The sequence below is a fragment of the Mycetohabitans sp. B2 genome, from assembly GCF_021733735.1.
GTDB lineage: Bacteria > Pseudomonadota > Gammaproteobacteria > Burkholderiales > Burkholderiaceae > Mycetohabitans > Mycetohabitans rhizoxinica.
Genome location: NZ_JAHKSP010000023.1, coordinates 65,741 through 90,476 on the forward strand (window position 1 = coordinate 65,741; position 24,736 = coordinate 90,476).

Genomic DNA, 24,736 nt, shown 5'->3' on the forward strand with positions numbered 1-24,736 from the left:
AGGGCCGAGGAATCAGCTTATGCTTGGGCTTCCTGTCGTAGCAAGGTGTAGCGTTTTTTTACTGTATCGAACCGCACGCAGTGGTGCATCGACAATCATGAACATAGGCCAGGCCGCGCACGCGTCAGGCGTCAGCGCAAAGATGATCCGCTACTACGAAAGCATTGGGCTCGTGACGCCGCGCAGTCGCACCGATGCCGGCTATCGCGTGTATAGCGACAAGGAGGTTCACGCGCTGCGGTTCGTGCGCCATGCGAGGCGGCTGGGCTTTTCGATTGTCGATATCCGGCGACTGCTGGCGTTGTGGAACGATCGCGAGCGTGCCAGCGCACAGGTCAAGTCGATCGCGCTGGGTCACGTCGCCGAACTCGAGCAGCGCATCGCGGAGCTGTCGGCAATGCGCGACACACTGGCGCATCTGGCCGCGCATTGCCATGGCGACGAGCGAGCGGATTGTCCGATCATCGAACATCTGGCATTGGCCGACAGCGGCCCATGCGCGCATGGTGCATCGCTACCGCTCGATGCGGACGCTGCCCGCAGCCGCCGTGCAGCACGCGGGCAGCATGTTGAGGGCGCGCTCACTGACGCGGCAGCATTACCCCAAAGCTGGCGTTCGCGTTTGCGAGGCTGAACGCTAGTTACCTATTGTTTTGTACGGCGAGTCGATCAGTATGGCCGTGCTGCGCCACTGCATGCCCCGGAACAGGTGTGGTGACGATGCCGGATGGGCCGCTCACGTAGTCCGGCGTATGTTCCTGCAGCTTGGTGTACCACGCGTTCTTGGCCAAACAGGCATGCCCATCATTCGTGCAATTCGCTGGACTTTTTTGAGGCGGATTTCTATACTCGGGTTAACCCGATTAAGGGAAATCCCTGACGTCGTTCCGGCGGGACGTCCCCCCGATTCCTGGAGAACTGTGATGCTGACCTATCTGATGATGGCCTTGTCGAACTGGTTCGAAAACGCCGAGCGCCGTCGTCGCGAAGCTTATTTGGCGCAGTCGGCCGATATCTTCGAACTCGAGCGGCGCATTCGTGCGCTGGAAAACCACGGTTACCGCTCGTTCTAATCCTACGCTGTACGGTGGGGGGAGCCGCCGTGTCGGGTTAGGGTTGGTCTGTGCGTTGATGGGTTGATGACGACGGCCAACCAACGTGGATCGCGTATTCTACGCGACCTAGGCTCGTCACCGACGAATCCTTTACCGTCCGACTTGCCGTCGAACGACGCGCAACGTGACATTTCGCTGCCGCCCGCGACCAGCGGCGTTCATCCGCCGCCATCCCATCCCTCCCGAATGGAGCCGTCGATGGTGCCCAGCCTACCGAAACTGCTGAGGCTGTCAACCGTCGGATCCTAGTTCGCTGCGGTGACGTGAGACGGCGCTGCCGTTCGCAGTTAAGCGAAACGATATCCCATTGATCTAGGGCAACCTGCATGGACTATGCCGATGCCGCAACACGGCGCGCGGTTCGCTGCGCCGCATCGCACTGCTGTCAGTCTCTAGTCCTCAGTCGTCGCTTACCTCCAGTACGAAGCGGGCTTGCCGGTCAACGCCCAGTGCGTCGACAAGCCAGGGCAGGGTTTCGTGCAGCGCCGCAGCCAGAGTATACGGCGGATTGAGCACGAACATGCCGCTGCCGTACAGTCCCAGACCGTCTTTCGGTACCGCGCCGACGCTCAGTGCCACATGCAACCAACGGTCTTGCCGCAAGCGCTTGAGTTGCGCGGGAAAGCGTTGCGCTTCGAGCCGCGTGACCTGCGGGTACCAGATCGCATAGACGCCCGTCTCAAAGCGCTTCAGGCACTCTTGGACGCAACCTAGGGTGCGCGCGTAGTCGCGCTTGTCCTCGTAGGAAGGATCGATCAGTGTCAAGGCGCGCCGTGGCGGAGGCGGCAGCAGTGCCTTGATTGCCTCGAAGCCGTCACCGCCGGCGATGATCGCGCGCCGCCCGGCATCGCGAAAATTGCTGCGTAGCACGTCGATCTCTGTCGTATGCATCTCGAACAGCCGCATCCGGTCCTGCTCGCGCAGCCTCTGCCAAGCGAGATAGGGGGAGCCGGGGTAGAAACGCAATTCGCCATCCGGATTCAATGCGCGCACGGCATCCACATAATCGGCCAGCGGCGCCGGCAGATCGGAGCGTTTCCACAACCGCGCAATACCTGTCTCGAATTCGAGCCGCTTCTGCGCGTAACCTTCGTGCAGCGCGTATGCGCCGGCGCCCGCGTGCGTGTCGATATACCAGAACGCCTTGTCTTTCTGCGCAAGATAGCGCAGAAGGTGCACGACGACGCAATGCTTGAGTACGTCGGCATGATTGCCGGCGTGAAAGGCGTGACGGTAGCTGAGCATGATGCCCTAAAAGAATTTCGTCGATACGATATACCGCCATACGAGACGGTGGCATGGGTGTTGCAAGGCGGCGCTCAATACTACGATCACCGTGGGCAATACACCGCTGCGCCGCTGCGGCGACTGGCCGCGCTACGCGGGTCCTAGCATGCGCTCTACCAGCTCGTGCTTGGCTTGCCGGTGGCGATGGGCGTCGAGTAGACGCCGTTCAATGTCGGCGACCGGACGGTGCGATGGCATGGCGGGCACCGTGCCATCGCCCGCCCCGGTTACTTCAATACTTGCGCGATTGCGTTGGCCACCACGTCAAGGTTGCGCGTATTGAGCGCGGCCACACAGATACGTCCGGTGTTGACCGCATAAATACCGAACTCCTCGCGCAGACGCTCGACTTGCGCGGCGTTGAGTCCTGAATACGAGAACATGCCGCGCTGCCGGTTGACGAATTCGAAATCGCGCTGCACGCCGGCGTCCTTGAGCTTTTGTACCAGGCCGCCGCGCATCGCGCGGATGCGCTCGCGCATCTGGCCAAGCTCTTGTTCCCAGAGGGCGCGCCATTCGGGATTGCCGAGCACCGCCGCCACGATCGCGCCGCCATGTGTCGGCGGATTCGAATAGTTGGTGCGGATCACACGCTTTAATTGCGATAGCACGCGCGCGCTTTCCTCGCCGCTACGCGTGATGACCGTCAGCGCGCCGACCCGCTCGCCGTACAGGGAGAACGACTTGGAGAACGACGAGGAGACGAATACGTCGATACCCGCCGACGCGAACAGGCGTACCGCTGCGCCATCTTCGTCGATGCCCTGCGCGAAGCCCTGGTAAGCCATATCCAGGAACGGCACCAATTCACGTGCCTTGACCACGTCAACGATCTGCCGCCACTGCGCCTCGTCCAGATCGACACCTGTCGGGTTGTGGCAGCAGGCGTGCAGCACCACGATCGTGCCGGCCGGATAGCTGCTCAGCGCGGCGAGCAACGCATCGAATTTCACACCGTGAGTCGCCGGGTCGTAGTATGGATAGGCCACGACTTCGAAGCCGGCGCTTTCAAACAGTGCGCGATGGTTTTCCCAACTCGGGTCACTAATCGCCACCTTCGCATTCGGCTCGATGCGCTTGAGGAAATCCGCGCCGATTTTCAGCGCACCGGTTCCGCCAAGCGCTTGCACGGTAATGACGCGGCCCTCAGCGATGAGCGGCGAGTCGTTACCCAACAACAGTTTTTGCACGGCCGTGTCGTATGCGGCGATTCCGTCGATCGGCAGATAGCCGCGCGGCAACGCTTGCTCCAGCCGGGCCCGTTCAGCCTCGCGCACCGCGCGCAGCAGCGGAATTTTGCTTTCCTCGTTCGTGTAGACGCCCACGCCCAGGTTGACCTTTGTTGGACGGATATCGGCATTGAAAGCTTCATTCAAGCCCAGGATCGGGTCGCGCGGCGCGAGTTCGACGGCGGAGAAAAGAGACATGATCGTATCGGCAATGAGTTCGAAAAGACGGCGGGCGGCGGCCATGGCATGGTTGGGATCAACGCCGTGCAACCACCCACCCCTGCATTGTAACCAATGCCGGCCGCGTTGTTCCGCGTCGGCGGGCAGCAGTGAACTATGCGCCATTGATCCGCTCCGGTGCATGGTTTGCTCCGGCGTATAGGTTGCTCCGGCGTATAGGTTGCTTCGGTGCATAGGTTGCTTCGGTGCATGGCCTGTTCCGGCGTATGACCTGCTCCGGCGCGCGGCTCACGCCAATGTATGGCCGTGCCGCCGCCCGAGTCGGGCCGGTCACGATGTCAGTGCCGGAACTCGAACGGGTGCGCGTGCCGGTGCGCGGCCGGGCGTGGCGGTTTCGCCCCGAGATCCCGCTCGGCCCCGTGTCGTGCCAAAACGCTAAAATGTACGTTTGCTTGTCCCGGCCGGAAGGAACGACCCATGTCCGCATTGCACACCGAGAACGATCACGCGCTCGACGAGAGCAAATTCGTTGTCTTTGATGGATCGCCCTACCAGCTGTACCAGCCGTTTCCACCGGCAGGTGACCAGCCGGAGGCCATTCGCCAGTTGGTCGAGGGTATCCAGGACGGCCTCGCGTTCCAGACGCTGCTCGGCGTGACCGGCTCCGGCAAAACGTTCACGATGGCCAACGTGATCGCCCGGCTCGGCCGCCCGGCGATCGTATTCGCCCCGAACAAGACGCTGGCCGCGCAGCTGTATTCCGAGTTCCGTGAGTTTTTTCCGCGCAACGCGGTCGAATATTTCGTGTCGTATTACGACTACTACCAGCCCGAAGCGTACGTGCCGCAGCGCGACCTATTTATTGAAAAGGACTCATCGGTCAACGAGCACATCGAGCAGATGCGGTTGTCGGCTACCAAGAGCCTGCTGGAACGACGTGATGTTGTGATCGTCGCGACGGTCTCGGCGATCTACGGGATCGGCAATCCGTCGGAATACCACCAGATGATCCTCACGCTGCGCGACGGTGACCGCGTCGGCCAACGCGACATCATCGCCCGGCTGATTGCCATGCAGTACATGCGCAACGATGTCGATTTCCAGCGTGGCACATTCCGCGTGCGGGGCGACACCATTGACGTGTTCCCGGCCGAGCATGCCGAAATGGCGGTGCGCGTCGAGTTGTTCGATGACGAAGTCGAATCGTTGCATTTGTTCGACCCGCTGACCGGGCGGGTGCGGCAACGTATCCCGCGCTTCACCGTCTACCCGTCGTCGCATTACGTAACGCCCCGCGATACGGTGTTGCGAGCGGTTGAGACGATCAAGGAGGAGTTGCGCGAGCGGCTCGCGTTTTTCCACCAGGAAGGCAAGCTTGTCGAGGCGCAGCGGCTCGAGCAGCGCACCCGGTTTGATCTTGAGATGCTTCAGGAGCTGGGTTTCTGCAAGGGCATCGAGAACTATTCGCGGCATTTCTCGGGTGCCGCGCCTGGCGAGCCCCCGCCAACGCTGTGCGACTATCTGCCGGCCGATTCGCTGATGTTTTTGGACGAGTCGCATGTGCTGATCGGCCAGCTCAACGCTATGTACAACGGGGACCGGGCCCGCAAGGAAAACCTGGTCGAGTACGGGTTCCGGCTACCGTCCGCGCTGGACAACCGCCCACTGAAGTTTCATGAATTCGAGCGCAAGATGCGCCAGGCGGTGTTCGTGTCGGCGACGCCGGCCGGCTACGAGCAGCGCAACGCGGGCCAGGTCGTCGAGCAGGTGGTGCGGCCCACCGGGCTAGTGGATCCGCAGATCGAGGTCCGTCCCGCCATTTCTCAAGTCGATGATGTGCTGTCGGAAATTAATCAGCGCGTGGCGGCTGGCGAACGGGTGCTGGTCACCGTGCTAACCAAGCGCATGGCTGAGCAACTGACCGAGTTTCTTGCCGACCACGGCGTGAAGGTACGCTACTTGCATAGCGACATCGATACGGTCGAGCGGGTGGAGATCATCCGCGACCTGCGGCTGGGCACCTTTGACGTGTTGGTCGGCATCAATCTGCTGCGCGAAGGGCTCGATATCCCGGAGGTGTCGCTCGTGGCGATCCTGGACGCGGACAAGGAGGGGTTCCTGCGCGCCGAGCGCTCGCTGATCCAGACGATCGGACGGGCCGCACGCAACGTCAACGGCTATGCGATCCTGTATGGCGACACGATCACCGACTCGATGCGGCGCGCGCTCGACGAGACCGAGCGGCGCCGTCGTAAGCAGATCCAATACAACGAGCGCAACGGCATCGTGCCGCGTGGCGTCGTCAAGCGAATCAAGGACATCATCGACGGCGTCTACGACGTGGACGACGCGCGCGCTGAACTGCGCGCGCAGCAGGAGCGCGCGAAGATCGAGGACATGTCGGACAAGCAGCTCGCGAAGGAAATCAAAAAGCTCGAAAAGCAAATGCTGGACTACGCCAAGAACCTCGAGTTCGAGAAGGCGGCGCAGACCCGCGACCAATTGGCGCGGTTCAAGCAACGCGCGTTCGGCGCGAGCGTCGGCGACCACGTGCCGGAGCTGCGCTAGGCCGCGTCGCCGCGCGGGCTCGCGCTCCGGGCGGCGTCGTGGCGTCGCGGCGACAAGATGTGTCGATGCGGCGCATATTGCCGCTTGGGACAACGCGCGGATCGGTGCTACACTGGCGGTGTATTGAGAATTGTTCTTATTCCAGTTTTCACACACATTACAACGAGGAATGTCGATGACAGGTTTTCGTCTAGTTCGTACCGCCACCGCCGTGGCGTCATTTGCACTGGTAATGGGCGCGGCAGGCGCGGCGTCGGCGGCCGAGTATCCGATTGGCAAGCCACAAATCCAGGGCGGGATGGAAGTCGGCGCGGTGTATCTGCAGCCGATCACGATGGACCCGGAAGGCATGATGCGCAAGGCGTCCGACTCGGACATCCACCTGGAGGCGGACATCCATGCGGTCAAGAACAACCCGACCGGCTTTGCCGAAGGCGATTGGATGCCGTACCTGCAGGTGCGTTACGAGTTGACCAAGCCCGGCTCGAACTACGTGCAACAGGGTGATCTGATGGCGATGGTGGCGAGCGATGGCCCGCACTACGGCGACAATGTGAAGCTCGCGGGTCCGGGCAAGTATCACCTGAAGCTGTTTATCGCGCCGCCCGCGCAGACTGGGCATATGGCGTTCGGCCGCCATGTTGACAAGGAAACCGGTGTCGGTCCGTGGTTCAAGCCGTTCGAGTTGAACTACGACTTCCCGTTCGCCGGCATTGGCAAAAAGGGTGGTTACTAATCGATGAAGCGTACGCTCAAATTGCAGGGTACGGCGTGGCTGCTTGCGTGGAGCGCCGCGTTCGGCGGCGTCGCCCACGCTGCGGACCTGCCCACGTTCCGGCTCGAGATGGCGGACGGCAAGCTCAATCCGGCGCGCATCGAGGTACCGGCCGGCCAGCGCATCAAGATCGAGGTGCACAACACCGGCAAGGGCGCTGTCGAGTTCGAAAGCGTGCAGTTGCGCAAGGAGAAGGTGCTGGCGCCGGGTGCCGAGTCGTTTGTTGTGATCGCGCCGCTGTCGCCGGGCGAGTACAAGTTTTTCGATGATTTTCATCAGAGCGCGCAAGGCGTGATAGTGGCAAAGTGACGGGCCGTGCAGCCGCGCGAAGGAAGATGTAATGGGTCAGATTCTGTTCATCGTATGGCGGGAGAGCGTTGAGGCGCTGCTCGTGGTCGGCATCCTGCATGCCTGGTTGAACAATGGCGACGCCGCTGCGCGCAAAGGATTGCCGTGGCTGTGGCTTGGCGTCGGCGCGGGATTGCTGGCGGCGGTTGGCCTGGGTGCCGCGTTGGTCGGCTTTACCGAGGTGCTGTCCGGTGATGCGCAGGATTATTTCCAGACGGCGATGGTGCTGGTTGCGTGCGTGCTGATCGTGCAGATGGTGCTGTGGATGAAGCGGCATGGCCGCACGCTCAAGCGCGACATGGAAATGTCGTTAGCCGAGAGCCGGCGCAATGCAAACTGGTGGGGTGTCGCAGTGCTCGCGGCACTGGCGGTCGCGCGCGAAGGCAGTGAAACGGTGATTTTCCTGTATGGGCTGGGGTTCGGTCAGTCGGGCCACGTCGATGTGACGCAATGGCTGGCCGTGCTGATCGGTCTGGCGCTCGCGTTGCTCACGTTCTATCTGCTGCAACTGGGTGGCCGAATATTCTCGTGGCGTGCGTTTTTCCGCGTCACCGAGGTCATGCTGTTATTCCTCGGCGCCGGTCTGTTCGAAGCGGGCATCGACAAGTTGATCGACAAGGAAATTGTGCCGACCGGTATCGATGTGGTGTGGAACACGTCGCACATCCTGGACGACTCCAGTACAGTCGGCTCGCTGGTGGCGACGCTGACCGGCTATCGGGCCCATCCGGCATTGGCCAACCTCATTGCGTATGCGTTGTTCTGGCTGGTGGTCTGGGTGTTGCTGCGCCGGATCCGGCAGCGCCAAACCTCGTGCGCGCAGAGGAAGCCCGCATGAGTGTGATGCTGGCTCCACGCTCCGGCTGGTTGGCCGAGGCTGGGCACTGGATGCAGCGCCATCAGACGGTGATCCGCAACGTGCAGTGGGTCGTCGTGCTCATTTATGCGCTGTTGATCCTGGTGCCGGCGTTCATGCCGCTGCCGGATGATACCGCGCATATCTGGTCGAACCTCACGGTATTCGCGCAGTTCGTGTTTTGGGGCATCTGGTGGCCGTTTGTGCTGCTGTCGATGGTGATGCTCGGGCGTGTATGGTGTGGCGTGCTGTGCCCGGAAGGTACATTGTCCGAGTTCGCGAGCAAGCACGGGCTGGGTCGCCCGATTCCGCGCTGGATGCGCTGGGGCGGGTGGCCGTTCGTCGCGTTCGGACTTACGACGATCTATGGGCAAATGGTCAGCGTGTACCAGTATCCGAAGGCGGTGCTGCTGGTGCTCGGCGGGTCGACTGTTGCCGCCATCGTGATTGGCCTGTTGTACGGCCGGGAAAAACGGGTGTGGTGCAAGTACCTGTGTCCGGTCAATGGCGTATTCGCGCTGCTGGCGCGGCTCGCCCCGTTGCGCTATCGGGTGGATGAGCAGGCGTGGCGTCGTTCATATACGCAGGGCGAGCATGGGCACCGTGTGATCCCGGTGAACTGCGCGCCGCTCGTGCCGTTGCGAAACATGAAGGGCGCGTCGGCCTGTCATATGTGTGGCCGTTGCAGCGGCCATCGCGATGCAATCGCGCTGACGTGGCGCTCGCCGGCGCAGGAAGTCGTGGAGCTGGGCGAGGAGGCGGCGAACCGTTGGGACACCGCGTTGATTTTGTACGGGTTGCTCGGCATCGCGATCGGCGCGTTTCATTGGACCGTCAGTCCGCTGTTTGTCTCGATCAAGCAATCGCTGGCCGCGTGGCTGATCGACCACGACATTATGTGGCCGCTGCAGACCAATGCCCCATGGTTCATTTTCACGCACTATCCGCAGCAAAATGATGCGTTTTCGTGGCTCGACGGCGGCCTGGTGATCGGCTATATCGTCACCACGGGTTTGCTGTATGGCACGGCGCTGCTGGCGTGCGTCGCAATGGGCAACCTGCTGCTCGGCCGGTGGCGTACGTCGCGGTTGCATCACTTTGCGCAGGCATTGATCCCGCTGGCCGGCATGGGCGTGTTCCTCGGTTTGTCAGCCACTACCGTGTCGCTGTTGCGCGCCGAGCATTTGCCCCTTGGCTGGGTGCCAGACGTGCGGCTCGCGTTGCTGGCGATAGCCAACACGGCAAGCCTTTATCTCGCGGTGAAAATCATCGTCAAGCATGTCTATGGTATCAGTGCTGGTGTTGCACGGGGCGTAGGTGCACTACTGTGCTTTGTCGCGGCGTTGGCGGTCGTTGACAGCGCATGGTGGCTGATGTTCTGGGGCTGGGCCTGAGCATGGACCTCGCAAAGGCCTGAATTGACGCCGAAATCCGAATGGATGGCGAAACCCGGCTGGTGCAGAGGTCCAGCCTATGGTGAGCTTCGACCTGTGACAAGGTTTGATCTGTGACAAGGTCCGGCATGTGACAAGGTCGTCCGGCGCGCGGCAAGGTATGACGTTGCGGCAAGATGTGCCTGCGGCAAGGTCTGCCCTGTGTCTGTCCTACGACAAGGCTGCCCTCTGAAGGCCGGACTGGAGCGGCTCGATGACGTTTGAACTTGTCTTGTGACGAAGCCCGAGTCGACGCTGAGATCAGAGTTCGGAGATTGGGCGGGGAATCCCGCAAAAAAACGGCTTCACTGGCTATGGCGGCAGGCTTATCAGGCGCGAAGGGGTCTAGGTCTCGCGATGATGCCGCCAAGGCTGGCTAGTGCCAAACACCTCGGATCGAGGTGGTCCCCACAATACTCGGTTGGAGCATGCTGCCTGGTAGTTGCCGGGCAGCATGCCGGTCATTTGGTCAGGATCAGCTTGCCCAGCCGCGTTGCGCGCAGCTGATACGTTTCACCGTTGTGCAGAATGCTCACGTGCGTGCGACCTTGCAGCAAGTCGTCGCTTTGCAACGCATGCGCGGCATGGGTCGTGCCCATCGGCTGCGGGGTCGGCGTGGCGAGCGCCGGCGCAGCACGCCGGTCCCCGGGCTGGGCAGCGGAACTGCGCATCGGGCGGGCCATCCCGGAAGGCAGGCGCAGGGTGCTGAGAGAGCGGTTTGCGGTCGTCATCGAAGATGCGGTGTGTTGATCGTTGACAACGAGTTTAAATGATAATTATTCTTATTTGCAATTGCGTCTATTAATCACCGCAGCAAGTCGATAGCCCATGCCGCGGGTCAGTGCAGTGTGTCAATGCACGTGTGTAGACAGCCGACCGTTGCCCGCGTATTCGCGGATCAGCCGTACAGTATCGAGATCCGCCTCGCGATAGGCCGACTTGACGATTTCAGTCATTTGCTCATCATCGGAACCTTGCACGGCGCTTGGCAGCGTGGTGCGGTACTCGAAACGCACAAACAATTGCACCGGGTCTGGCTGCTCGATCGTCATCGTCAGCGATCCGCCGACGTGGGCCTCGGTTGCCTCGATGTCATACCGGACTTGATGCCCGGGGCTTAGCGTCACGCGATCACGCACGGTGGCCGGTCCATAGTGCAATTCGCGTTCCAACGTATCGCCGTGGCGCGACAGGATCGTGCAGCTGTCCAGGCCGAGCACGAACAACTGCGGCTGTTCAGCACGCAGCACAAGGCCGGCCCACAGTTCGTCGCGGGTCAGCGTAGTGGTCAACGGGTTCAGCGGGTCGTTGACCTGGATCAGGTGTTCAAAGTTCAAAGCAGCAGTGTCCTCCAACAGGCAAGGTGCCGTGCGCCGTGATGATAGCGCGGATCGGCGCCGGTTCACGCGGCCACCGCCAGTCCACTTTGAATGGCGACCGGATGCGTCAACAGCTGATGGACTGGGCACGTACTGGCGATTTGCAACAAGCGTTCCCGCTGCTCGTCATCCAGCTCGCCGTGCAGCACGATCGTGCTGCGGATAGTGGTCCCCTCGTCGTTCTGCTCGATATCAAGCGAAACATCGACATCGGCTAGGGGCCATTGCTTGCGCTGCGCGTACATCTTCAGCGTGATCGATGTGCACGCGCCCAGGCTGGACAGCAGCAGCGACACGGGCGTGGGCCCGCGGTTGCCGCCGCCGGCTGACGCCAGCTCGTCCGCCAGCCGTCATCACGTCTTGGCCGTTATGCGTGAACGGTGCCGTAGGGCGTTCGCCGCCCACTGCTCAGGCAGCGATGTGTCCAAACTTGCCGTCGCGGTAGTCCGCGACGGCTTGGCGGATCTCGTCCTCGGTGTTCATTACGAACGGGCCGTAGCGCACGATAGGTTCATTGAGTGGCACGCCGCCGATCAGCAGAAATTGCAGTGGCCGGTCGGTGGCGCTGATCATGATCGTATCGCCGATGTTGTCAAACACTACCATCTGCCGTGCGCCGGCCGCTGTTTGCTGGGCGCCATAGCGACCACCATTGTCAAGCGCATAGGCGAACATGCGAAAGCCATCCGGTACCGGATGCACCAGGGTTGCACCAGGCTGCATCCGGAAATGCTGGAATAGGATCGGGGTGCGCGTCTGAATTGCAGCGCTCACCCCGAGTGCCTCCCCGGCGATGACCTTGACGTCGATGTGCCCGTCCGGCGTGCGTGCAACCGGAATGCGCGCGCCGGGCAATTCTTGGTAGCGAGGTGCCATCATTTTGTCACGGCGCGGCAGATTGACCCACAATTGGAAGCCGTGCGAGCGCCCGCCGTGTTCGAGCAGCGATGCGGCCGGCATTTCGCTATGGACCACGCCGACGCCGGCCGTCATCCACTGGACGTCGCCCGGACCAAGTGTACCGGCGTGGCCTGCGGAGTCCCGATGAGCGAACTCGCCTTCCAGCATATACGTGACCGTCTCAAAGCCGCGATGGGGGTGCGCGGGTGCGCCGACGGCCTGGCCCGGCGCGTAGTCAACCGGGCCCATCTCATCGAGCAGCAAGAACGGATCGAAGTCCGTCAGCGTCCGCGTCGGAAACGGCCGGTGCACGACAAATCCCGCACCCTCCACGGTGCGCTGCGCGGGAACCACTTGCTGGACTGCGCGGGCTCTCACGTCCTGCGAGCGTGCTGCCGCGATGGTATGGCTGGGGTGATCGATCATCAGAATCTCCGTGATTCAATTGCGCTATTTGCAGCATCTATGCAACATGAGATGATTATAGGCAGGGTATCGTTGGCTGCCAGTGGGCCGTGCTGCAACGAATTGTTCTACTGATGGAACGACGACGTGAACCTAGGTCATCATGATCTGAACGACCTGCTGTACTTTTCGCAGGTGGTCGAATACGGTGGTTTTTCTGCTGCTGAGCGCGCGTTGGGTATTTCCAAATCGCGTTTGTCACGACGGTTGTCCGACCTGGAGGCGGCGCTCGGGGTGCGGTTGTTGCAACGCTCGACGCGCAAGCTCGCGCTGACTGAGGCGGGTGCGCTGTTCCATCGGCATTGCGTGGCGATGCTCGGCGAAGCGCGGGCCGCGCTGGATGCGGTTCACCAGCTTGGCTCGACACCGCGCGGCACGGTGCGTGTCAGCGTGCCGATGACTGTCTCCCAAACGATGCTGGCGCATTGGATGCCAGAGTTCCTGCGCCGCTATCCAGACGTGAAAGTGGTGGTACACGTCACGAACCGTGTGATTGACTTGTTCGAGGACGAGATCGACGTCGCGCTGCGGGTGCGCTCGGAGCCGCACGCGAACGCGAATATCGTCGTGCGGCCGCTATGGCGTAGGGAGCAGATGCTGGTCGGCTCGCCGAGCCTGCTGGACGCGAACCATCCGCCGATGGTGCCGGCTGACCTGGCGCGCTATGCGACGCTGTCGGTGCCCAGTGCCGACGGCCGGTACGTGTTCAAGCTGATTGCGCCGGATGGCTCGCATCACGACTACGAGCATGAACCGCGGCTAGTGACCGCCGACTTGCTGATGATCCACCAGGCGGTATTGGCCGGTGTGGGTATTGCGGTGCTGCCGGACAATATCTACCAGGCGGCGATGAATGCCGGGCAATTGTCGCCGGTGATGCCCGGCTGGACATTGCCGCCGCCGCAGCTGTACGCGGTGTTCCTGTCCCGGCAGGGATTGCTGCCGGCGGTGCGCGCGTTCATCGATTTCCTGGTCGAAATGATTGAGAATGGCACGGGGACGCCGCATGATGGCCCGGCTGACGCGCTGTACCTAGATTCGACGCGACATGATCGGGAGCGTGCGGCCGAGGGTTAGCGCGTCGGCATTGAAGCACGCATTTGCGATCGAGCGACGTCATGCCCCACTGCCCGAAGGCGCCGTAAGCGCAAGGCCCTCCTCGTGGGGGGGCCGCGACCGCTCCATGTCGCGCCGATCGGCGGATCCCGGTATTGGGTTCAAGGACCCGGCGGTTCTTGTTTCGCCGGGCGCCTAGGCGCCACGCGTGCGGTTCACGTGACTCAGCTCATTCGCCTGCGCTGGGCAACCCACCGGCCACCGCGTTGAAGCCGCTGTCAACATAGGTGATCTCGGCAGTAATCCCGGAGGACAGCTCCGAGAGCAGGAACGCGGCCACGTTGCCGACCTCCTCGGTAGTCACATTCCGGCGCAGCGGCGCGTTATGCTCGACGAATTGCAGGATCTTGCCGAAGTCCTTGATGCCGCTGGCCGCCAGCGTTTTGATCGGACCCGCCGAGATACCGTTGACGCGCACGCCGCGCGGCCCGAGCGAGGCCGCCAGGTAGCGCACGCTGGCTTCCAGCGAGGCCTTGGCAAGTCCCATTGTGTTGTAGTGCGGCACCACGCGCTCGGCGCCCAGGTACGTCAACGTCAGCAATGACGCGGTGTCCGCCAGCATCGGCGCAGCAGCCTTGACCATGGCTGGGAAGCTGTAGGCGGAAATGTCATGCGCGATGCGGAACCCTTCGCGCGACAGGCCGTCCAGGAAATCGCCCGCGATCGCCTCGCGCGGCGCGAAGCCGATCGAGTGCACGAGCCCGTCCAGGCTGTCCCAGTGCTGCTTCAGCGACGCGAACAGCGCGTTGATCTGTGCGTCGTCGGCCACATCGCAAGGCAAGACCAACTCGCTGCCGAATCCGGCGGCGAACTCGGTGATGCGCTCCTTGAAGCGTTCGTCCACGTAGGTGAACGCAAGCTCGGCGCCTTCGCGGTGCGCAGCCTGAGCAATACCGTACGCGATCGAGCGGTTCGACAGCAGACCTGTGATGAGGATGCGTTTGCCAGCCAGAAAACCCATGAATACTCCCTATGTCAATCGTATGCCGATCGGGGCCGTCGGCGGCATGTCGCGCAACGGTGAGCAGTGCCCGATGCCGGTGCGGCGCCCGATTTTCTATAGAATTGTCGCACAGCGCAACCCTGGACCGTTTCCATGACCCTTGGCCCGCGATGGCTCCATCGTCGATTGCAGTCTTGTCTCATCGCCGCTTTACTGGTCACCTCTGGACTGGCCGCGCCCGCCGCGCAGGGTGCCTATGCGATCGCACAGTACGGCGAGCCGAAGTATGCACAGGGTTTTTCGCACTTTGACTACGTCAATCCCGACGCCCCGAAGGGTGGCACGCTGACGTTGGCCAACCCGAACCGGCTCACGAGTTTCGACAAGTTCAATCCGTTCACGCTGCGCGGCAACGTCGCGCCCGGCATCGACTTGATGTTCGAGACGCTGATGACCGGCAGCGCGGACGAGTTAGCGTCGGCCTACGGCCTGCTGGCCGATAACGTGCAGATTGCGCCGGACCGGCTGTGTGCGACGTTCCATTTGAATCCGAAGGCGCGCTTCTCGAACGGCGACCCGGTGCAGGCGGAGGACGTCAAGTTTTCGTTCGATACGCTCAAGAGCCCGTTGGCCGCCCCGCAATTTGCCGCAGTGTTCGGCGATATCACGCGCGCGGTGGTGGTCGACGCCGCGACGGTCCGGTTCGAGTTCAAGCGTCCGAATCGGGAATTGCCGCTGCTGGCCGGCAGTGTGCCCGTGTTCTCGCGTAAGTGGGGACTGCGCGTGGATGGCTCGCGTATTCCATTTGACCAGCTGGCGTTCGAGCCACCGATCGCCAGCGGCCCGTACCTGATCGAGCGCTACGACAATGGCCGCACCATCACGTTAAAGCGGGACCCGCACTATTGGGCAGCTGGGCTGCCGGTGCGGCGCGGCATGTACAACTTCGAGCGGATCACATACAAGCTCTATGCGGATAACGTCGCCAAGCTCGAAGCCTTCAAGGCCGGAGAATTTGACGTAAATGTCGAGTACATTGCCCGCCAATGGGTGCGCGGCTATGTCGGCAAGCGGTTGCGCAGCGGTGAGTTGGTCAAGCGCGAGTTCCGCCATCACAATAGTGCGGGCATGCAGGGTTTCGTGGTCAACACGCGGCGTGCGCTGTTCCGCGATGTGCGGGTGCGGCGCGCGCTCGATCTGGCGCTTGACTTCGAATGGCTGAACCGGCAACTGTTTTATGGACAGTACACCCGGTTGAACAGTTATTTTGCCAATGGTGTGCTGGCCGCGCGCGGCACGCCGGATGCGGCCGAGCTGGCCATCCTCGCGCCGTTGCGCGCGCAACTCGATCCGGCCGTGTTCGGGCCTTTGCCGGCGCAGCCGGTCACCGCGCCGCCTCCCCACTCGCTACGGGCCAATTTGCTTCAGGCGCGTGAACTGCTCGCCCAGGTGGGCTGGACGTACCGCGACGGTGCATTGCGCGCACGCGACGGCACGCCGTTCGAATTCGAGATCATTGACGATTCGGGCGGCGGCATGGCACAGGTCGCGGCGCCGTATATCCGCAACCTGCAAAAGCTCGGCATCCGGGTCACGTACCGGCAGCTGGACTATGCGGTGCTGCAGAAGCGGCTGGACGCATTCGATTTCGACATGACCGCGTTGCGCTATCCAGATGTCGCGGTGCCGGGCTCGGAGCAACTAGCGCGTTTTGGCAGCCATGCGGCTGACGAGCCGGGCTCGGACAATTTGTTCGGCCTGAAATCGCCTGCGATCGATGCCATCTTGCACGCGCTGCTGGCCGCGCGCACGATGGATGAGCTGGTGGCGGCAAGCCGCGCGCTGGACCGCGTGCTGTTGCACGGCTATTACGTGGTGCCGCAATGGTACAGTTCGGTACACCGGATCGCCTATCGCCGCACGCTAGCGTATCCCCGGAGCGGGCCGCCTAACTACACCGCCGAGGAGTGGGTCCGCTCGCTGTGGTGGCAGGCGCCGCAGGACCGCCCATCCTCGAATGACGCACCCTGAACCGGCATGTGGAGCTACATCCTGAAGCGCCTGTTGTTGATGATCCCGACGCTGTTCGGCGTCTTGACGCTGACCTTTGTCGTGATCCAGTTCGTGCCCGGCGGCCCGGTCGAGCAGACCGTGCGCGAGTTGCGCAAGGGGCAGGAGCAGGGCGTCGCGCCGTTCGGCATGAGGGCGCACGCCGGCGTCGACGCGCAACAGATCGCGCAATTGAAGAAGCTATATGGTTTCGACAAGCCACCTCTGGAGCGCTACGCGTTGATGCTATCGCGTTACGCGCGATTCGATCTCGGTGACAGCTACTTCCGGCATCAAAGCGTCTGGTCGCTGGTGGTCTCCAAGCTGCCGGTGTCGATCAGCATCGGGCTATGGACGTTCTTGTTGACCTATCTGATATCGGTGCCGCTGGGCATTGCGAAGGCAGTGCGCAACGGTTCGCGCTTTGATCTGTGGACCAGTATCGTCGTGCTGGTTGGCTACGCGATTCCCGGCTTTGTGCTCGGTGTGCTGCTGCTGGTGTTGTTCGGCGGTGGCACGTTCTTGCAGTGGTTTCCGTTGCGCGGGCTGACATCGGACAACTGGTCGCAGCTCAGCATGTTGGGTAAGATCGCTGACTACCTGTGGCATATCGCGCTGCCGGTGACCGCGTCGGTGGTCGGCAGTTTTGCGGTGGTCACGATGTTGACCAAGAACGCTTTTCTTGACCAGATCCGTCGCCAGTACGTGCTGACGGCGCGTGCCAAGGGCCTGCCCGAGCGCCGCGTGCTGTTCACGCACGTGCTGCGCAACGCGATGCTGCCGCTCGTCGTCGGCTTTCCCGCAGCATTCATTGGCGCATTCTTTACTGGCAGCTTGTTGATCGAGACGCTGTTCTCGCTCGATGGCCTGGGGTTGCTGTCCTATGAATCGGTGCTGCGGCGCGACTACCCGGTGGTACTCGGCACGCTGTATCTCTTTACGCTAATTGGGCTCATCACGCAGCTGATTTCCGACCTGTGCTACGTGCTGGTTGACCCAAGGATCCAATTTGACAATCTGGAGCGTTGACGTGAGATTGCGTGCAAAGTCTGGCCACGGGGCCGGCCCGGATGCGATGGTGCGCGGCGCCGTGCCGGCGCTCGCGTCGCCGTCGCCTTACCAGCGGCTGTGGCGCCGCTTCAAGCGCAACCGCATCGGCTATTGGAGTTGGGTTGTCTTCGTCGCGCTGTATGCATTTAGCCTGTGCGGCTTTTTCGTGTCGAACGACCGGCCTTTGATCGTGCGCTATCAGCATGCACTGTATTTCCCATTGTTTCAGACGTATCCGGAAACCACGTTTGGCGGGCAGTTTCCCACCCCGACCGATTATCTTGACCCGTATATTCGCGCGCGTTTCGAGCAACCAGGTCATTTCGCCCTCTATCCACTGAACCACTACTCGTACGATACGCTGAATTATTTTTCGCCAGTGCCCAATCCCGCGCCGCCGTCGCGCGAGAACTGGCTCGGGACCGACGGCCAGGGGCGCGATGTATTCGCGCGCCTACTGTACGGCTTTGCTGTGTCGGTATCGTTTGGACTGGCACTGACGGCGATCGGTACGCTGCTGGGCATCGTAATCGGAGCACTGCAGGGGTACTTCGGCGGACGCATCGATTTGGCGGGGCAGCGGCTGACCGAGATTTGGGGTTCGTTGCCGGAGCTGTATTTGCTGATCATCTTCGCCTCGATTTTCGAACCCAGCCTCACGCTGCTGCTGGTACTGCTGTCGCTGTTCGGATGGATGGGGCTGGCCGCCTACGTGCGCGCAGAGTTCCTGCGCAACCGCACGCTCGACTATGTGAAGGCGGCGCGCGCGATGGGGCTGTCGCACTGGCAAATCATCCGCCGGCACGTGATGCCCAACAGCATGACGCCGGTCATCACGTTCCTGCCGTTCCGCATGAGCGCGTCGATCTTGGCGTTGACGAGCCTGGACTTCCTCGGTCTTGGCGTGCCGTCACCCACGCCCAGCCTCGGTGAGTTGCTTGCGCAAGGCAAGGCGAACCTGGACGCATGGTGGATCTCAATGTCGACGTTCGGTGTCCTGGTGCTGACGCTGACGCTACTCACGTTCATGGGCGATGCGTTGCGCAATGCGCTCGATGCCCGGCTGGCCGATGCGCTGGGCGTGGCGGGCGGGCAGTGACGTGGTGCCCGCCGGCGCCGTGTCGTCGCGCTGCCCGGGTAGCGGCCTGATGAAATGAACCCTACGATCACAATGACGCAAACATTCCCGCCGACAGGCGAGGTGGCCGCTCCGTCGGTTCAGTCGCAGCCGCTGCTGTCGATCGAGCACTTGCAGGTGCGTTTCGGCGACTCGATCGCCGTTCATGACCTAAGCCTGGCCATTGGCCGGGGGGAGCGGGTCGCGTTGGTCGGCGAATCCGGATCGGGCAAGACCGTGACCGCGCTGTCTGTGTTGCGTCTGCTGCACGACGCGCAACTGGACGGCGCCATCCGTTTCGCTGGCGAAGATCTGCTTACGTTGAGCGAAAGGCGCATGCGCGGTGTGCGCGGTGCCCAGATCGCGATGATTTTTCAGGAGCCGATGAGCGCGCTCAATCCGTTGTATACGATCGGCAAGCAAATCATCGAATCGATCCGATGGCATGACGGCGTGGACGAGCGCCAGGCGCGGCGCCGAGCGATCGCGTTGCTCGCCCGTACCGGCATCGACGACGCGCCTCGGCGGGTGGACGACTACCCGCACCAGCTCTCCGGCGGCCAGCGGCAGCGGGCAATGATCGCGATGGCGCTCGCGTGCCGGCCCCAGTTGCTGCTCGCGGACGAGCCGACTACGGCACTGGATGTGACCATTCGTGGCCAGATCGTAAAGTTGCTACTCGAGTTGCAGCAGACACGCGACATTCATCCCCACGGCATGGCGGTGCTACTGATCACCCATGACCTGAATCTGGTGCGACGCTTTGCGCAGCGCGTTGCGGTAATGGAGCAGGGCAGACTCGTGGAGACGGGCGCTGTCGAGCAAATTTTCTCCGCGCCGCAGCATCCGTACACGCAGCGGTTGCTGGCGAGTCGGCCAGTGCGCAACATCTTGCCGGTGTTGCCGATCGCGCCGGTGCTGCTGGAGGCGCGCGACATTCGCGTGTCGTTCCCCAAGCGGCGTCGCACCATCGCCGAGTGGTTCGCGCCGCGCCGTTTCGTGGCGCTAGATGGCGCCAGCGTCGCCGTGCGCCAGGGTGAGACGCTAGGCGTGGTGGGCGAATCCGGCTCCGGAAAAACGACGTTGGCGATGGCGTTGCTTGGCCTGCAGCACATCGATACCGGCACGATTGAGTTCCGCGGCCGACCGCTGGGCTCGTTCCGTGGACGCGAGCGGCGTGCGTTGCGTGCGCAGATTCAGGTCGTCTTTCAAGATCCGTTCAATTCGCTTTCGCCGCACCAGACAGTTGAGCAAATCGTCGGCGAAGGACTTGCGCTGCATGCGCCAGGCCTGGACGAGGCCGCACGGCGCGCAAAGGTGATCGCCACATTGCGGGAGGTTGGCATCGATCGCACCGCATTGTTACGCTATCCGCATGAATTCTCCGGCGGGCAGCGTCAGCGGATCGCTATTGCGCGCGCCCTCATCGTCGAGCCGCAGGTCCTGGTGCTGGACGAGCCGACTAGTGCGCTTGACGTGTCAATTCAGCAGCAGGTGCTGCATTTGCTGTCTCGGTTGCAACAAAAGTACAACCTCGGCTATATGTTTATCTCACACGATTTGGAGGTTATCGCAGCGATCGCACACCGGGTTGTCTTCATCCAGGGCGGCATGATTGTCGAAACCGCGCCCACCGACGCGTTGCTGCATGGGCCGACTCATCCTTACACCCGTAAATTATTGAAAGCTGCCAAGTTTGATGCGCAGTCGGACTAGTGGAAACTAATAAACATATAAGAATAATTGAAATTGTCTATTTTCTTTGACAGCGTAATAAACACTGGTTAGTATCGTCCCAACTTTTCCGCATCCCCCTGATTTTTCAGGGCTTCCCAGAAAATACTACCGACCCGATGCAGCATATCAACTTGAAGCAAGCTTGCGCTCGAATTGTTGCTAGCGTGTTCCTCGGCGCGCTGATGGCTGGAGTAAGTGGGGCGTACGCCGACGAAACAGGTAGCCGCAAGCAAAACGTCAACATAGGGCTAGGTTTACAGCCGTTGGCGGCACAAAACGGCACGACGCAGGGCGGTGCCCAGGAATCCCACCAAAGCGCAAGCCAGACTTTTTCTTCAAACACCCATTCATTTCTTTCCGGCATGGCCGCCAAGGCCGGTGACGTGGTGGTCGGCGCGCTTAACATGATCGGGGTGCGTTATCGCTGGGGGGGTGACTCGCCCAGTTCGGGTCTCGATTGCAGCGGCTTTGTCCGTTACGTGTTCCAAGACACGCTTGGCCTGACGTTGCCGCGTCGTGCGGAGGAAATGAGCCGCGTCGGCGAGAAGGTCAAGATGAGCGAATTGAAGCCGGGCGACTTGGTGTTCTTCAACACGATGCGTCGCACGTTCTCGCACGTGGGCATCTATATCGGCGACAACAAGTTCGTGCATTCGCCGTCGACCGGCAGTACGATTCGCGTCGATGAACTGGATAGCGGATACTGGGAGAAACGGTTTACCGGCGCGCGTCGGCTTGACGCCGCTTATCCGAAGGCCGACGCGTTGCGGCAACGCGTCAGCGCATCGACGTCGGACTGAACGCTCCCGGCCGCGCGCCGGCCGGGTGACACATGCCTGTGCGTTACTGCGGGCGGGCCAGCGCCAGCTTTTGCTGCAATTGCGGAAAGATCCGATTGACGGCCTCTTCTCCGGCGAGAATTGCCGCGTTCCGCTGGCCGAAATCGCTGCCGCTCATCGCGGCGAGATTGGGATGGACTACGACATCCGCATATTTGTCGAGTTCGTAGGCTTTGATCGACTGTCCCATGATCGTGAAAGTCTGCATCAGCACGTCGAACGAGCTGTGTGTCAGACCGTTTTCCGGGCGCTGCGAGATGTCGATGGCGATCACGAAATCGGCCCCCATCTTGCGGGCGAACACGGCCGGCACCGGGCTGACCAGGCCACCGTCAACATATTCGCGATCACCGATGCGCACCGGCTCGAATATCGACGGCACGCTGCACGAAGCACGTACCGCGATGCCGGTATTGCCCCGCTGAAACAGGATCGGCTGACCGCTTTTCAGGTCGGTGGCCACGATGCCCAGTGGACGGGCCATCTTTTCGATCGGCCGGTTGTTCAGCGTGGTGTTGATATAGTTCTGCAGTGCGACGCCCTTGAGGAAGCCGCGTGAGCGCAAGGGCAGCGCCCAGTCGCTGATCGCCGCCTCGTTCATCGTCAACGCAAGCTTGTTCATCTGCAGGCCGGTCATACCGGACGCGTACAAGGCTGCGATGACTGAGCCGGCGCTGGTGCCGACAACAATATCGGCATCGATGCCGCGCGCCTCGAGCGCCTTAATGACACCGATGTGGGCGAAACCGCGCGCCGCGCCTGCGCCGAGCGCCAGCCCGATCTTTAGCGGGCGGGCCGGCGCGGCGGGCGGCAGCGAAGGGGCGGCCATATTGGAGCGGGTCTTAGGGCCGGTGCATGCGGCAAGCAGCGCGGCCGTCGCGGCACCGAGCAAGCGGCGGCGGGCGGGCGAAACAGCGGACAGCTTCAACGAAATCTCCAGCACGATGGGCGCACAGGTCGGTGTTGCCGTGACACGGCAACGACGGTGCCCCGCGCGCATTATAGGCGCATTACCTTGACTAGGCGCATTGCCCTGACATTGCCCGGGGCGTCGCGGCCGCACCGGTATAATGACGGCTTGCCCGGTCCGCAAGTCTTGCCTTGAACCGCGAGTCTTGCCTCGAATCGCGGGCCTTGCCTCGAACTATCCGATCTGCAATGACCACCTCCGTACGTACCCGTTTCGCGCCGAGCCCGACCGGCTTCATCCATCTTGGCAACATTCGCTCCGCGCTCTATCCGTGGGCGTTCGCCCGCAAACATCACGGCACGTTCATTCTGCGCATCGAGGATACTGACGTCGAGCGCTCGACCGACGCGGCCACGCAGGCGATCCTCGATGGCATGCAGTGGCTCGGGCTCGATTTCGACGAAGGGCCGTACTACCAGATGCAGCGGATGGACCGCTATCGCGACGTGATCAAGCAACTGCTCGAGCAGGGCCTCGCGTATCCGTGCTACATGTCGCCCGAGGAACTGGATGCACTGCGCGAACGGCAGCGCGAGGCGGGCTTAAAGCCGCGCTATGACGGCACCTGGCGGCCCGAACCGGGCAAGGTGCTGCCGATGCCGCCCGCCGGCGTGCAGCCCGTCGTGCGCTTTAAGAATCCGCTGAGCGGCACGGTAGCATGGGACGATGCGGTCAAAGGGCGCATCGAGATTTCGAACGACGAGCTTGACGATCTGGTCATCGCACGGCCCGACGGCACACCCACGTATAACTTCTGCGTGGTGGTCGACGACCTGGACATGGCGATCACGCACGTGATCCGTGGCGACGACCATGTGAACAACACGCCGCGCCAGATCAATATCCTGCGTGCGCTGGGCGGCACGCCTCCCGTGTATGCGCATTTGCCCACGGTGCTCAACGAGCAAGGCGAGAAGATGAGCAAGCGCAACGGTGCAATGAGCGTGACGGGGTATCGCGATGAGGGCTACCTGCCCGAGGCGGTGTTGAATTATCTTGCTCGGCTTGGTTGGGCGCACGGCGATGCGGAAATCTTCTCGCGCGAGCAGTTTGTCGAATGGTTCGACCTCGAGCACCTGGGCAAGTCGCCGGCGCAGTACGATGCCAATAAGCTGAAATGGCTTAATAACCATTATCTGAAGGAAGCCGACAACGCGCGGCTGGCATCACTCGCGCTGCCGATGCTGGCCGCGCTTGGTGTCGATGCGACGCGGGGGGCGCCGTTGGACGGCGTCGTCGCGCTGTTCAAGGACCGTGCGAACACCGTCAAGGAGATCGCCGAGAGCGCGGTGATGTTTTACCGGACGCCGGCGCCGGCAGCGCAGGAGCTTGAGCAACATCTGACGGATGCCGTGCGTCCCGCGCTTGAGGAGTTCATCGAAGCCCTTGCGGGGATCGACTGGACGAAGGACGCGATCGGGGCGGCGTTGAAGGCGGTGCTGGCAGCCCACAAGCTGAAGATGCCTCAGCTGGCGATGCCGGTACGTCTGCTGGTCGCTGGGACGACGCATACGCCGTCGATCGATGCGGTGTTGCATCTGTTCGGTCGCGAGACGGTGCTCGAGCGGCTGAGGGCGGTGCTGTCTTGAGCGCGGTGACAAAATTTTGAGTAAAGGGGCTTTACAAATGGTCGGTTTGTCCCTAGAATCTCGTTCTCTGTCGGGGGTATAGCTCAGCTGGGAGAGCGCTTGCATGGCATGCAAGAGGTCAGCGGTTCGATCCCGCTTACCTCCACCAAGACATAGTCAACAGAAAGCCGAAGTAGTCCAGAAAGCCTTGGGAAATCAAGGCTTTTTCTAATTTTACGGTTCCTACATTCCCCTCCGCTACGCGCTCGGATGAACGCCCGTACTGCCAGCGTTTCAGGCGTGCGATTTCGGCCAGCAGTCGCGCAATGGTATCGTCGCGCGAGGCGACGATACGCTTCAGTGCGTCGATGTTATCGGGCAGATGGCTGGCATGCTCGGCCGCGTAAAGCATGCTCGTGTACTTGTGAGTGCCGGCGCACCGCCTCATGCGGCGCGTGTGGGCTGCCACGTTCTTTCAGGGTGTCGCCAATCGATGCCCTCCAGAAGCATGCAGAGTTGGACTGGCGAGAGGTGGACGCTGCCCGATTCGCTTGCGTCCATACAAAGCGTCCTCGCTCCAGACGCTTCGCATACAGGTTCATGCCGTCGCCGCTCCACCATAGGACTTTGATAAGGTCACCGCGGCGTCCGCGAAACACGAACACATGCCCGGCGAAGGGATCATGCTCGAGCGTTGATTGGACCAGCGCAGCCAGGCCATCCATTCCACGCCGCATATCAGTTACGCCCGCGGCCAGCCACACGCGCGTTCTTGTGGGAAGGCTGATCACGGTGCTGAACGTAACGTCGAA

23 protein-coding genes, 1 tRNA gene and 2 pseudogenes are annotated in these 24,736 nt (G+C 62.0%); 16 read left to right on the forward strand and 10 right to left on the reverse strand.

Going from position 1 to position 24,736, the window contains the following annotated elements; genetic code table 11:
- Positions 1 to 97: 97 nt before the first annotated feature.
- Positions 98 to 505, forward strand: a pseudogene (cueR, locus tag KPG66_RS05635) (Cu(I)-responsive transcriptional regulator); the annotation flags it as partial.
- A 418-nt stretch (positions 506 to 923) separates the two neighbouring features.
- Positions 924 to 1,073 carry a DUF3563 family protein gene (locus KPG66_RS05640; protein ID WP_083813437.1) on the forward strand — a complete coding sequence of 50 codons (150 nt, stop codon included), beginning with the start codon at positions 924 to 926 and terminating at the stop codon, positions 1,071 to 1,073.
- A gap of 441 nt (positions 1,074 to 1,514) precedes the next feature.
- Here KPG66_RS05640 and KPG66_RS05645 read toward each other — a convergent pair whose 3' ends face one another.
- On the reverse strand, positions 1,515 to 2,360 hold the full coding sequence (locus tag KPG66_RS05645) for a 23S rRNA (adenine(2030)-N(6))-methyltransferase RlmJ (protein WP_013435022.1): 846 nt from the start codon (positions 2,358 to 2,360) through the stop codon (positions 1,515 to 1,517).
- A gap of 269 nt (positions 2,361 to 2,629) precedes the next feature.
- The gene (locus KPG66_RS05650) at positions 2,630 to 3,829 is read right to left on the reverse strand and encodes an amino acid aminotransferase (protein WP_237070244.1); all 1,200 of its coding nucleotides are present in this window, start codon (positions 3,827 to 3,829) and stop codon (positions 2,630 to 2,632) included.
- 459 nt (positions 3,830 to 4,288) lie between these two features.
- Here KPG66_RS05650 and uvrB point away from each other — a divergent pair, with 459 nt between their 5' ends.
- From uvrB to KPG66_RS05675, 5 genes are all read left to right on the forward strand, one after another.
- Positions 4,289 to 6,379 carry an excinuclease ABC subunit UvrB gene (gene uvrB / locus KPG66_RS05655; protein WP_041753389.1) on the forward strand — a complete coding sequence of 697 codons (2,091 nt, stop codon included), beginning with the start codon at positions 4,289 to 4,291 and terminating at the stop codon, positions 6,377 to 6,379.
- Positions 6,380 to 6,548: 169 nt separating this feature from the next.
- Positions 6,549 to 7,115 carry an iron transporter gene (locus KPG66_RS05660; RefSeq protein WP_041753392.1) on the forward strand — a complete coding sequence of 189 codons (567 nt, stop codon included), beginning with the start codon at positions 6,549 to 6,551 and terminating at the stop codon, positions 7,113 to 7,115.
- 3 nt (positions 7,116 to 7,118) lie between these two features.
- The gene (locus tag KPG66_RS05665; protein WP_013435028.1) at positions 7,119 to 7,463 is read left to right on the forward strand and encodes a cupredoxin domain-containing protein; all 345 of its coding nucleotides are present in this window, start codon (positions 7,119 to 7,121) and stop codon (positions 7,461 to 7,463) included.
- Between the two features lie 31 nt (positions 7,464 to 7,494).
- Entirely contained in the window at positions 7,495 to 8,340 is an 846-nt protein-coding gene (locus KPG66_RS05670; protein ID WP_013435029.1) for an FTR1 family iron permease, read from the forward strand.
- The gene (locus KPG66_RS05675; RefSeq protein WP_237070229.1) at positions 8,337 to 9,752 is read left to right on the forward strand and encodes a 4Fe-4S binding protein; all 1,416 of its coding nucleotides are present in this window, start codon (positions 8,337 to 8,339) and stop codon (positions 9,750 to 9,752) included. The genes KPG66_RS05670 and KPG66_RS05675 overlap by 4 nt, the downstream gene beginning before the upstream one ends.
- A 500-nt stretch (positions 9,753 to 10,252) precedes the next feature.
- Here the strand turns inward: KPG66_RS05675 and hemP are convergent, their stop codons facing one another.
- The 4 genes and pseudogenes from hemP to KPG66_RS05695 form a co-directional block, all read right to left on the reverse strand.
- Positions 10,253 to 10,522: a hemin uptake protein HemP gene (hemP, locus tag KPG66_RS05680; protein ID WP_013435031.1), complete on the reverse strand. Its 270-nt coding sequence runs from the start codon at positions 10,520 to 10,522 to the stop codon at positions 10,253 to 10,255.
- A gap of 120 nt (positions 10,523 to 10,642) precedes the next feature.
- Positions 10,643 to 11,128, reverse strand: coding sequence for an SRPBCC family protein (locus tag KPG66_RS05685; RefSeq protein ID WP_041754201.1), 486 nt, complete (start codon positions 11,126 to 11,128; stop codon positions 10,643 to 10,645).
- 65 nt (positions 11,129 to 11,193) lie between these two features.
- Positions 11,194 to 11,517, reverse strand: a pseudogene (locus tag KPG66_RS05690) (OsmC family protein); the annotation flags it as partial.
- A 61-nt stretch (positions 11,518 to 11,578) separates the two neighbouring features.
- Positions 11,579 to 12,496: a pirin family protein gene (locus KPG66_RS05695; RefSeq protein WP_237070230.1), complete on the reverse strand. Its 918-nt coding sequence runs from the start codon at positions 12,494 to 12,496 to the stop codon at positions 11,579 to 11,581.
- Positions 12,497 to 12,622: 126 nt separating this feature from the next.
- On the opposite strand from KPG66_RS05695, the gene KPG66_RS05700 reads away from it, so the two are divergent.
- A complete protein-coding gene (locus tag KPG66_RS05700; RefSeq protein WP_013435035.1) occupies positions 12,623 to 13,612 on the forward strand; it encodes a LysR family transcriptional regulator in 990 nt (329 codons plus the stop codon).
- 208 nt (positions 13,613 to 13,820) lie between these two features.
- Here KPG66_RS05700 and fabI read toward each other — a convergent pair whose 3' ends face one another.
- Positions 13,821 to 14,612 (reverse strand): enoyl-ACP reductase FabI, encoded by a 792-nt coding sequence (gene fabI, locus KPG66_RS05705; RefSeq protein WP_013435036.1) that lies wholly within the window; start codon positions 14,610 to 14,612, stop codon positions 13,821 to 13,823.
- Here fabI and KPG66_RS05710 point away from each other — a divergent pair.
- The 6 genes from KPG66_RS05710 to KPG66_RS05735 all read left to right on the forward strand — a co-directional run bounded on the left by KPG66_RS05710 (position 14,611) and on the right by KPG66_RS05735 (position 21,347).
- Positions 14,611 to 14,751, forward strand: a complete 141-nt coding sequence (locus tag KPG66_RS05710) for a hypothetical protein (protein WP_237070231.1) — start codon at positions 14,611 to 14,613, stop codon at positions 14,749 to 14,751. The two genes, fabI and KPG66_RS05710, sit on opposite strands and share 2 nt — an antisense overlap.
- Positions 14,748 to 16,625, forward strand: coding sequence for an extracellular solute-binding protein (locus KPG66_RS05715; RefSeq protein ID WP_013435038.1), 1,878 nt, complete (start codon positions 14,748 to 14,750; stop codon positions 16,623 to 16,625). Before KPG66_RS05710 ends, KPG66_RS05715 begins: the two co-directional genes overlap by 4 nt.
- 6 nt (positions 16,626 to 16,631) lie before the next feature.
- Positions 16,632 to 17,672 carry a microcin C ABC transporter permease YejB gene (locus tag KPG66_RS05720; RefSeq protein ID WP_013435039.1) on the forward strand — a complete coding sequence of 347 codons (1,041 nt, stop codon included), beginning with the start codon at positions 16,632 to 16,634 and terminating at the stop codon, positions 17,670 to 17,672.
- 46 nt (positions 17,673 to 17,718) lie between these two features.
- Complete coding sequence (locus KPG66_RS05725; RefSeq protein WP_041754205.1) at positions 17,719 to 18,792, forward strand: ABC transporter permease; 1,074 nt, start codon at positions 17,719 to 17,721, stop codon at positions 18,790 to 18,792.
- 72 nt (positions 18,793 to 18,864) lie between these two features.
- On the forward strand, positions 18,865 to 20,526 hold the full coding sequence (locus KPG66_RS05730) for an ABC transporter ATP-binding protein (protein WP_237070232.1): 1,662 nt from the start codon (positions 18,865 to 18,867) through the stop codon (positions 20,524 to 20,526).
- A 137-nt stretch (positions 20,527 to 20,663) separates the two neighbouring features.
- Positions 20,664 to 21,347, forward strand: a complete 684-nt coding sequence (locus KPG66_RS05735) for a C40 family peptidase (RefSeq protein WP_013435042.1) — start codon at positions 20,664 to 20,666, stop codon at positions 21,345 to 21,347.
- Positions 21,348 to 21,390: 43 nt separating this feature from the next.
- Here KPG66_RS05735 and KPG66_RS05740 read toward each other — a convergent pair whose 3' ends face one another.
- Complete coding sequence (locus KPG66_RS05740; RefSeq protein ID WP_157864356.1) at positions 21,391 to 22,386, reverse strand: patatin-like phospholipase family protein; 996 nt, start codon at positions 22,384 to 22,386, stop codon at positions 21,391 to 21,393.
- 158 nt (positions 22,387 to 22,544) lie between these two features.
- On the opposite strand from KPG66_RS05740, the gene gltX reads away from it, so the two are divergent.
- Positions 22,545 to 23,945 (forward strand): glutamate--tRNA ligase, encoded by a 1,401-nt coding sequence (gene gltX / locus KPG66_RS05745; RefSeq protein ID WP_237070233.1) that lies wholly within the window; start codon positions 22,545 to 22,547, stop codon positions 23,943 to 23,945.
- Positions 23,946 to 24,017: 72 nt separating this feature from the next.
- Positions 24,018 to 24,093 (forward strand) — tRNA-Ala (locus KPG66_RS05750).
- On the opposite strand, the gene KPG66_RS05755 is transcribed toward KPG66_RS05750, so the two are convergent.
- On the reverse strand, positions 24,082 to 24,336 hold the full coding sequence (locus KPG66_RS05755) for a transposase (RefSeq protein WP_237070234.1): 255 nt from the start codon (positions 24,334 to 24,336) through the stop codon (positions 24,082 to 24,084). The genes KPG66_RS05750 and KPG66_RS05755 overlap by 12 nt on opposite strands.
- Positions 24,296 to 24,715 (reverse strand): IS66 family insertion sequence element accessory protein TnpB, encoded by a 420-nt coding sequence (gene tnpB, locus KPG66_RS05760; protein WP_442929411.1) that lies wholly within the window; start codon positions 24,713 to 24,715, stop codon positions 24,296 to 24,298. Before tnpB ends, KPG66_RS05755 begins: the two co-directional genes overlap by 41 nt.
- Between the last annotated feature and the right edge of the window lie 21 nt (positions 24,716 to 24,736).

What these genes read in the sequence shown, in the direction of transcription:
- KPG66_RS05640 (WP_083813437.1), top strand. Translation starts at nt 924, where the DNA reads ATGCTGACCTATCTGATGATGGCCTTGTCGAACTGGTTCGAAAACGCC.
- KPG66_RS05645 (WP_013435022.1), bottom strand. Translation starts at nt 2,360, where the DNA reads ATGCTCAGCTACCGTCACGCCTTTCACGCCGGCAATCATGCCGACGTA.
- KPG66_RS05650 (WP_237070244.1), bottom strand. Translation starts at nt 3,829, where the DNA reads ATGTCTCTTTTCTCCGCCGTCGAACTCGCGCCGCGCGACCCGATCCTG.
- uvrB (WP_041753389.1), top strand. Translation starts at nt 4,289, where the DNA reads ATGTCCGCATTGCACACCGAGAACGATCACGCGCTCGACGAGAGCAAA.
- KPG66_RS05660 (WP_041753392.1), top strand. Translation starts at nt 6,549, where the DNA reads ATGTCGATGACAGGTTTTCGTCTAGTTCGTACCGCCACCGCCGTGGCG.
- KPG66_RS05665 (WP_013435028.1), top strand. Translation starts at nt 7,119, where the DNA reads ATGAAGCGTACGCTCAAATTGCAGGGTACGGCGTGGCTGCTTGCGTGG.
- KPG66_RS05670 (WP_013435029.1), top strand. Translation starts at nt 7,495, where the DNA reads ATGGGTCAGATTCTGTTCATCGTATGGCGGGAGAGCGTTGAGGCGCTG.
- KPG66_RS05675 (WP_237070229.1), top strand. Translation starts at nt 8,337, where the DNA reads ATGAGTGTGATGCTGGCTCCACGCTCCGGCTGGTTGGCCGAGGCTGGG.
- hemP (WP_013435031.1), bottom strand. Translation starts at nt 10,522, where the DNA reads ATGACGACCGCAAACCGCTCTCTCAGCACCCTGCGCCTGCCTTCCGGG.
- KPG66_RS05695 (WP_237070230.1), bottom strand. Translation starts at nt 12,496, where the DNA reads ATGATCGATCACCCCAGCCATACCATCGCGGCAGCACGCTCGCAGGAC.
- KPG66_RS05710 (WP_237070231.1), top strand. Translation starts at nt 14,611, where the DNA reads ATGAATACTCCCTATGTCAATCGTATGCCGATCGGGGCCGTCGGCGGC.
- fabI (WP_013435036.1), bottom strand. Translation starts at nt 14,612, where the DNA reads ATGGGTTTTCTGGCTGGCAAACGCATCCTCATCACAGGTCTGCTGTCG.
- KPG66_RS05715 (WP_013435038.1), top strand. Translation starts at nt 14,748, where the DNA reads ATGACCCTTGGCCCGCGATGGCTCCATCGTCGATTGCAGTCTTGTCTC.
- KPG66_RS05720 (WP_013435039.1), top strand. Translation starts at nt 16,632, where the DNA reads ATGTGGAGCTACATCCTGAAGCGCCTGTTGTTGATGATCCCGACGCTG.
- KPG66_RS05725 (WP_041754205.1), top strand. Translation starts at nt 17,719, where the DNA reads ATGGTGCGCGGCGCCGTGCCGGCGCTCGCGTCGCCGTCGCCTTACCAG.
- KPG66_RS05730 (WP_237070232.1), top strand. Translation starts at nt 18,865, where the DNA reads ATGACGCAAACATTCCCGCCGACAGGCGAGGTGGCCGCTCCGTCGGTT.
- KPG66_RS05735 (WP_013435042.1), top strand. Translation starts at nt 20,664, where the DNA reads ATGCAGCATATCAACTTGAAGCAAGCTTGCGCTCGAATTGTTGCTAGC.
- KPG66_RS05740 (WP_157864356.1), bottom strand. Translation starts at nt 22,386, where the DNA reads ATGCGCGCGGGGCACCGTCGTTGCCGTGTCACGGCAACACCGACCTGT.
- gltX (WP_237070233.1), top strand. Translation starts at nt 22,545, where the DNA reads ATGACCACCTCCGTACGTACCCGTTTCGCGCCGAGCCCGACCGGCTTC.
- KPG66_RS05755 (WP_237070234.1), bottom strand. Translation starts at nt 24,336, where the DNA reads ATGCTTTACGCGGCCGAGCATGCCAGCCATCTGCCCGATAACATCGAC.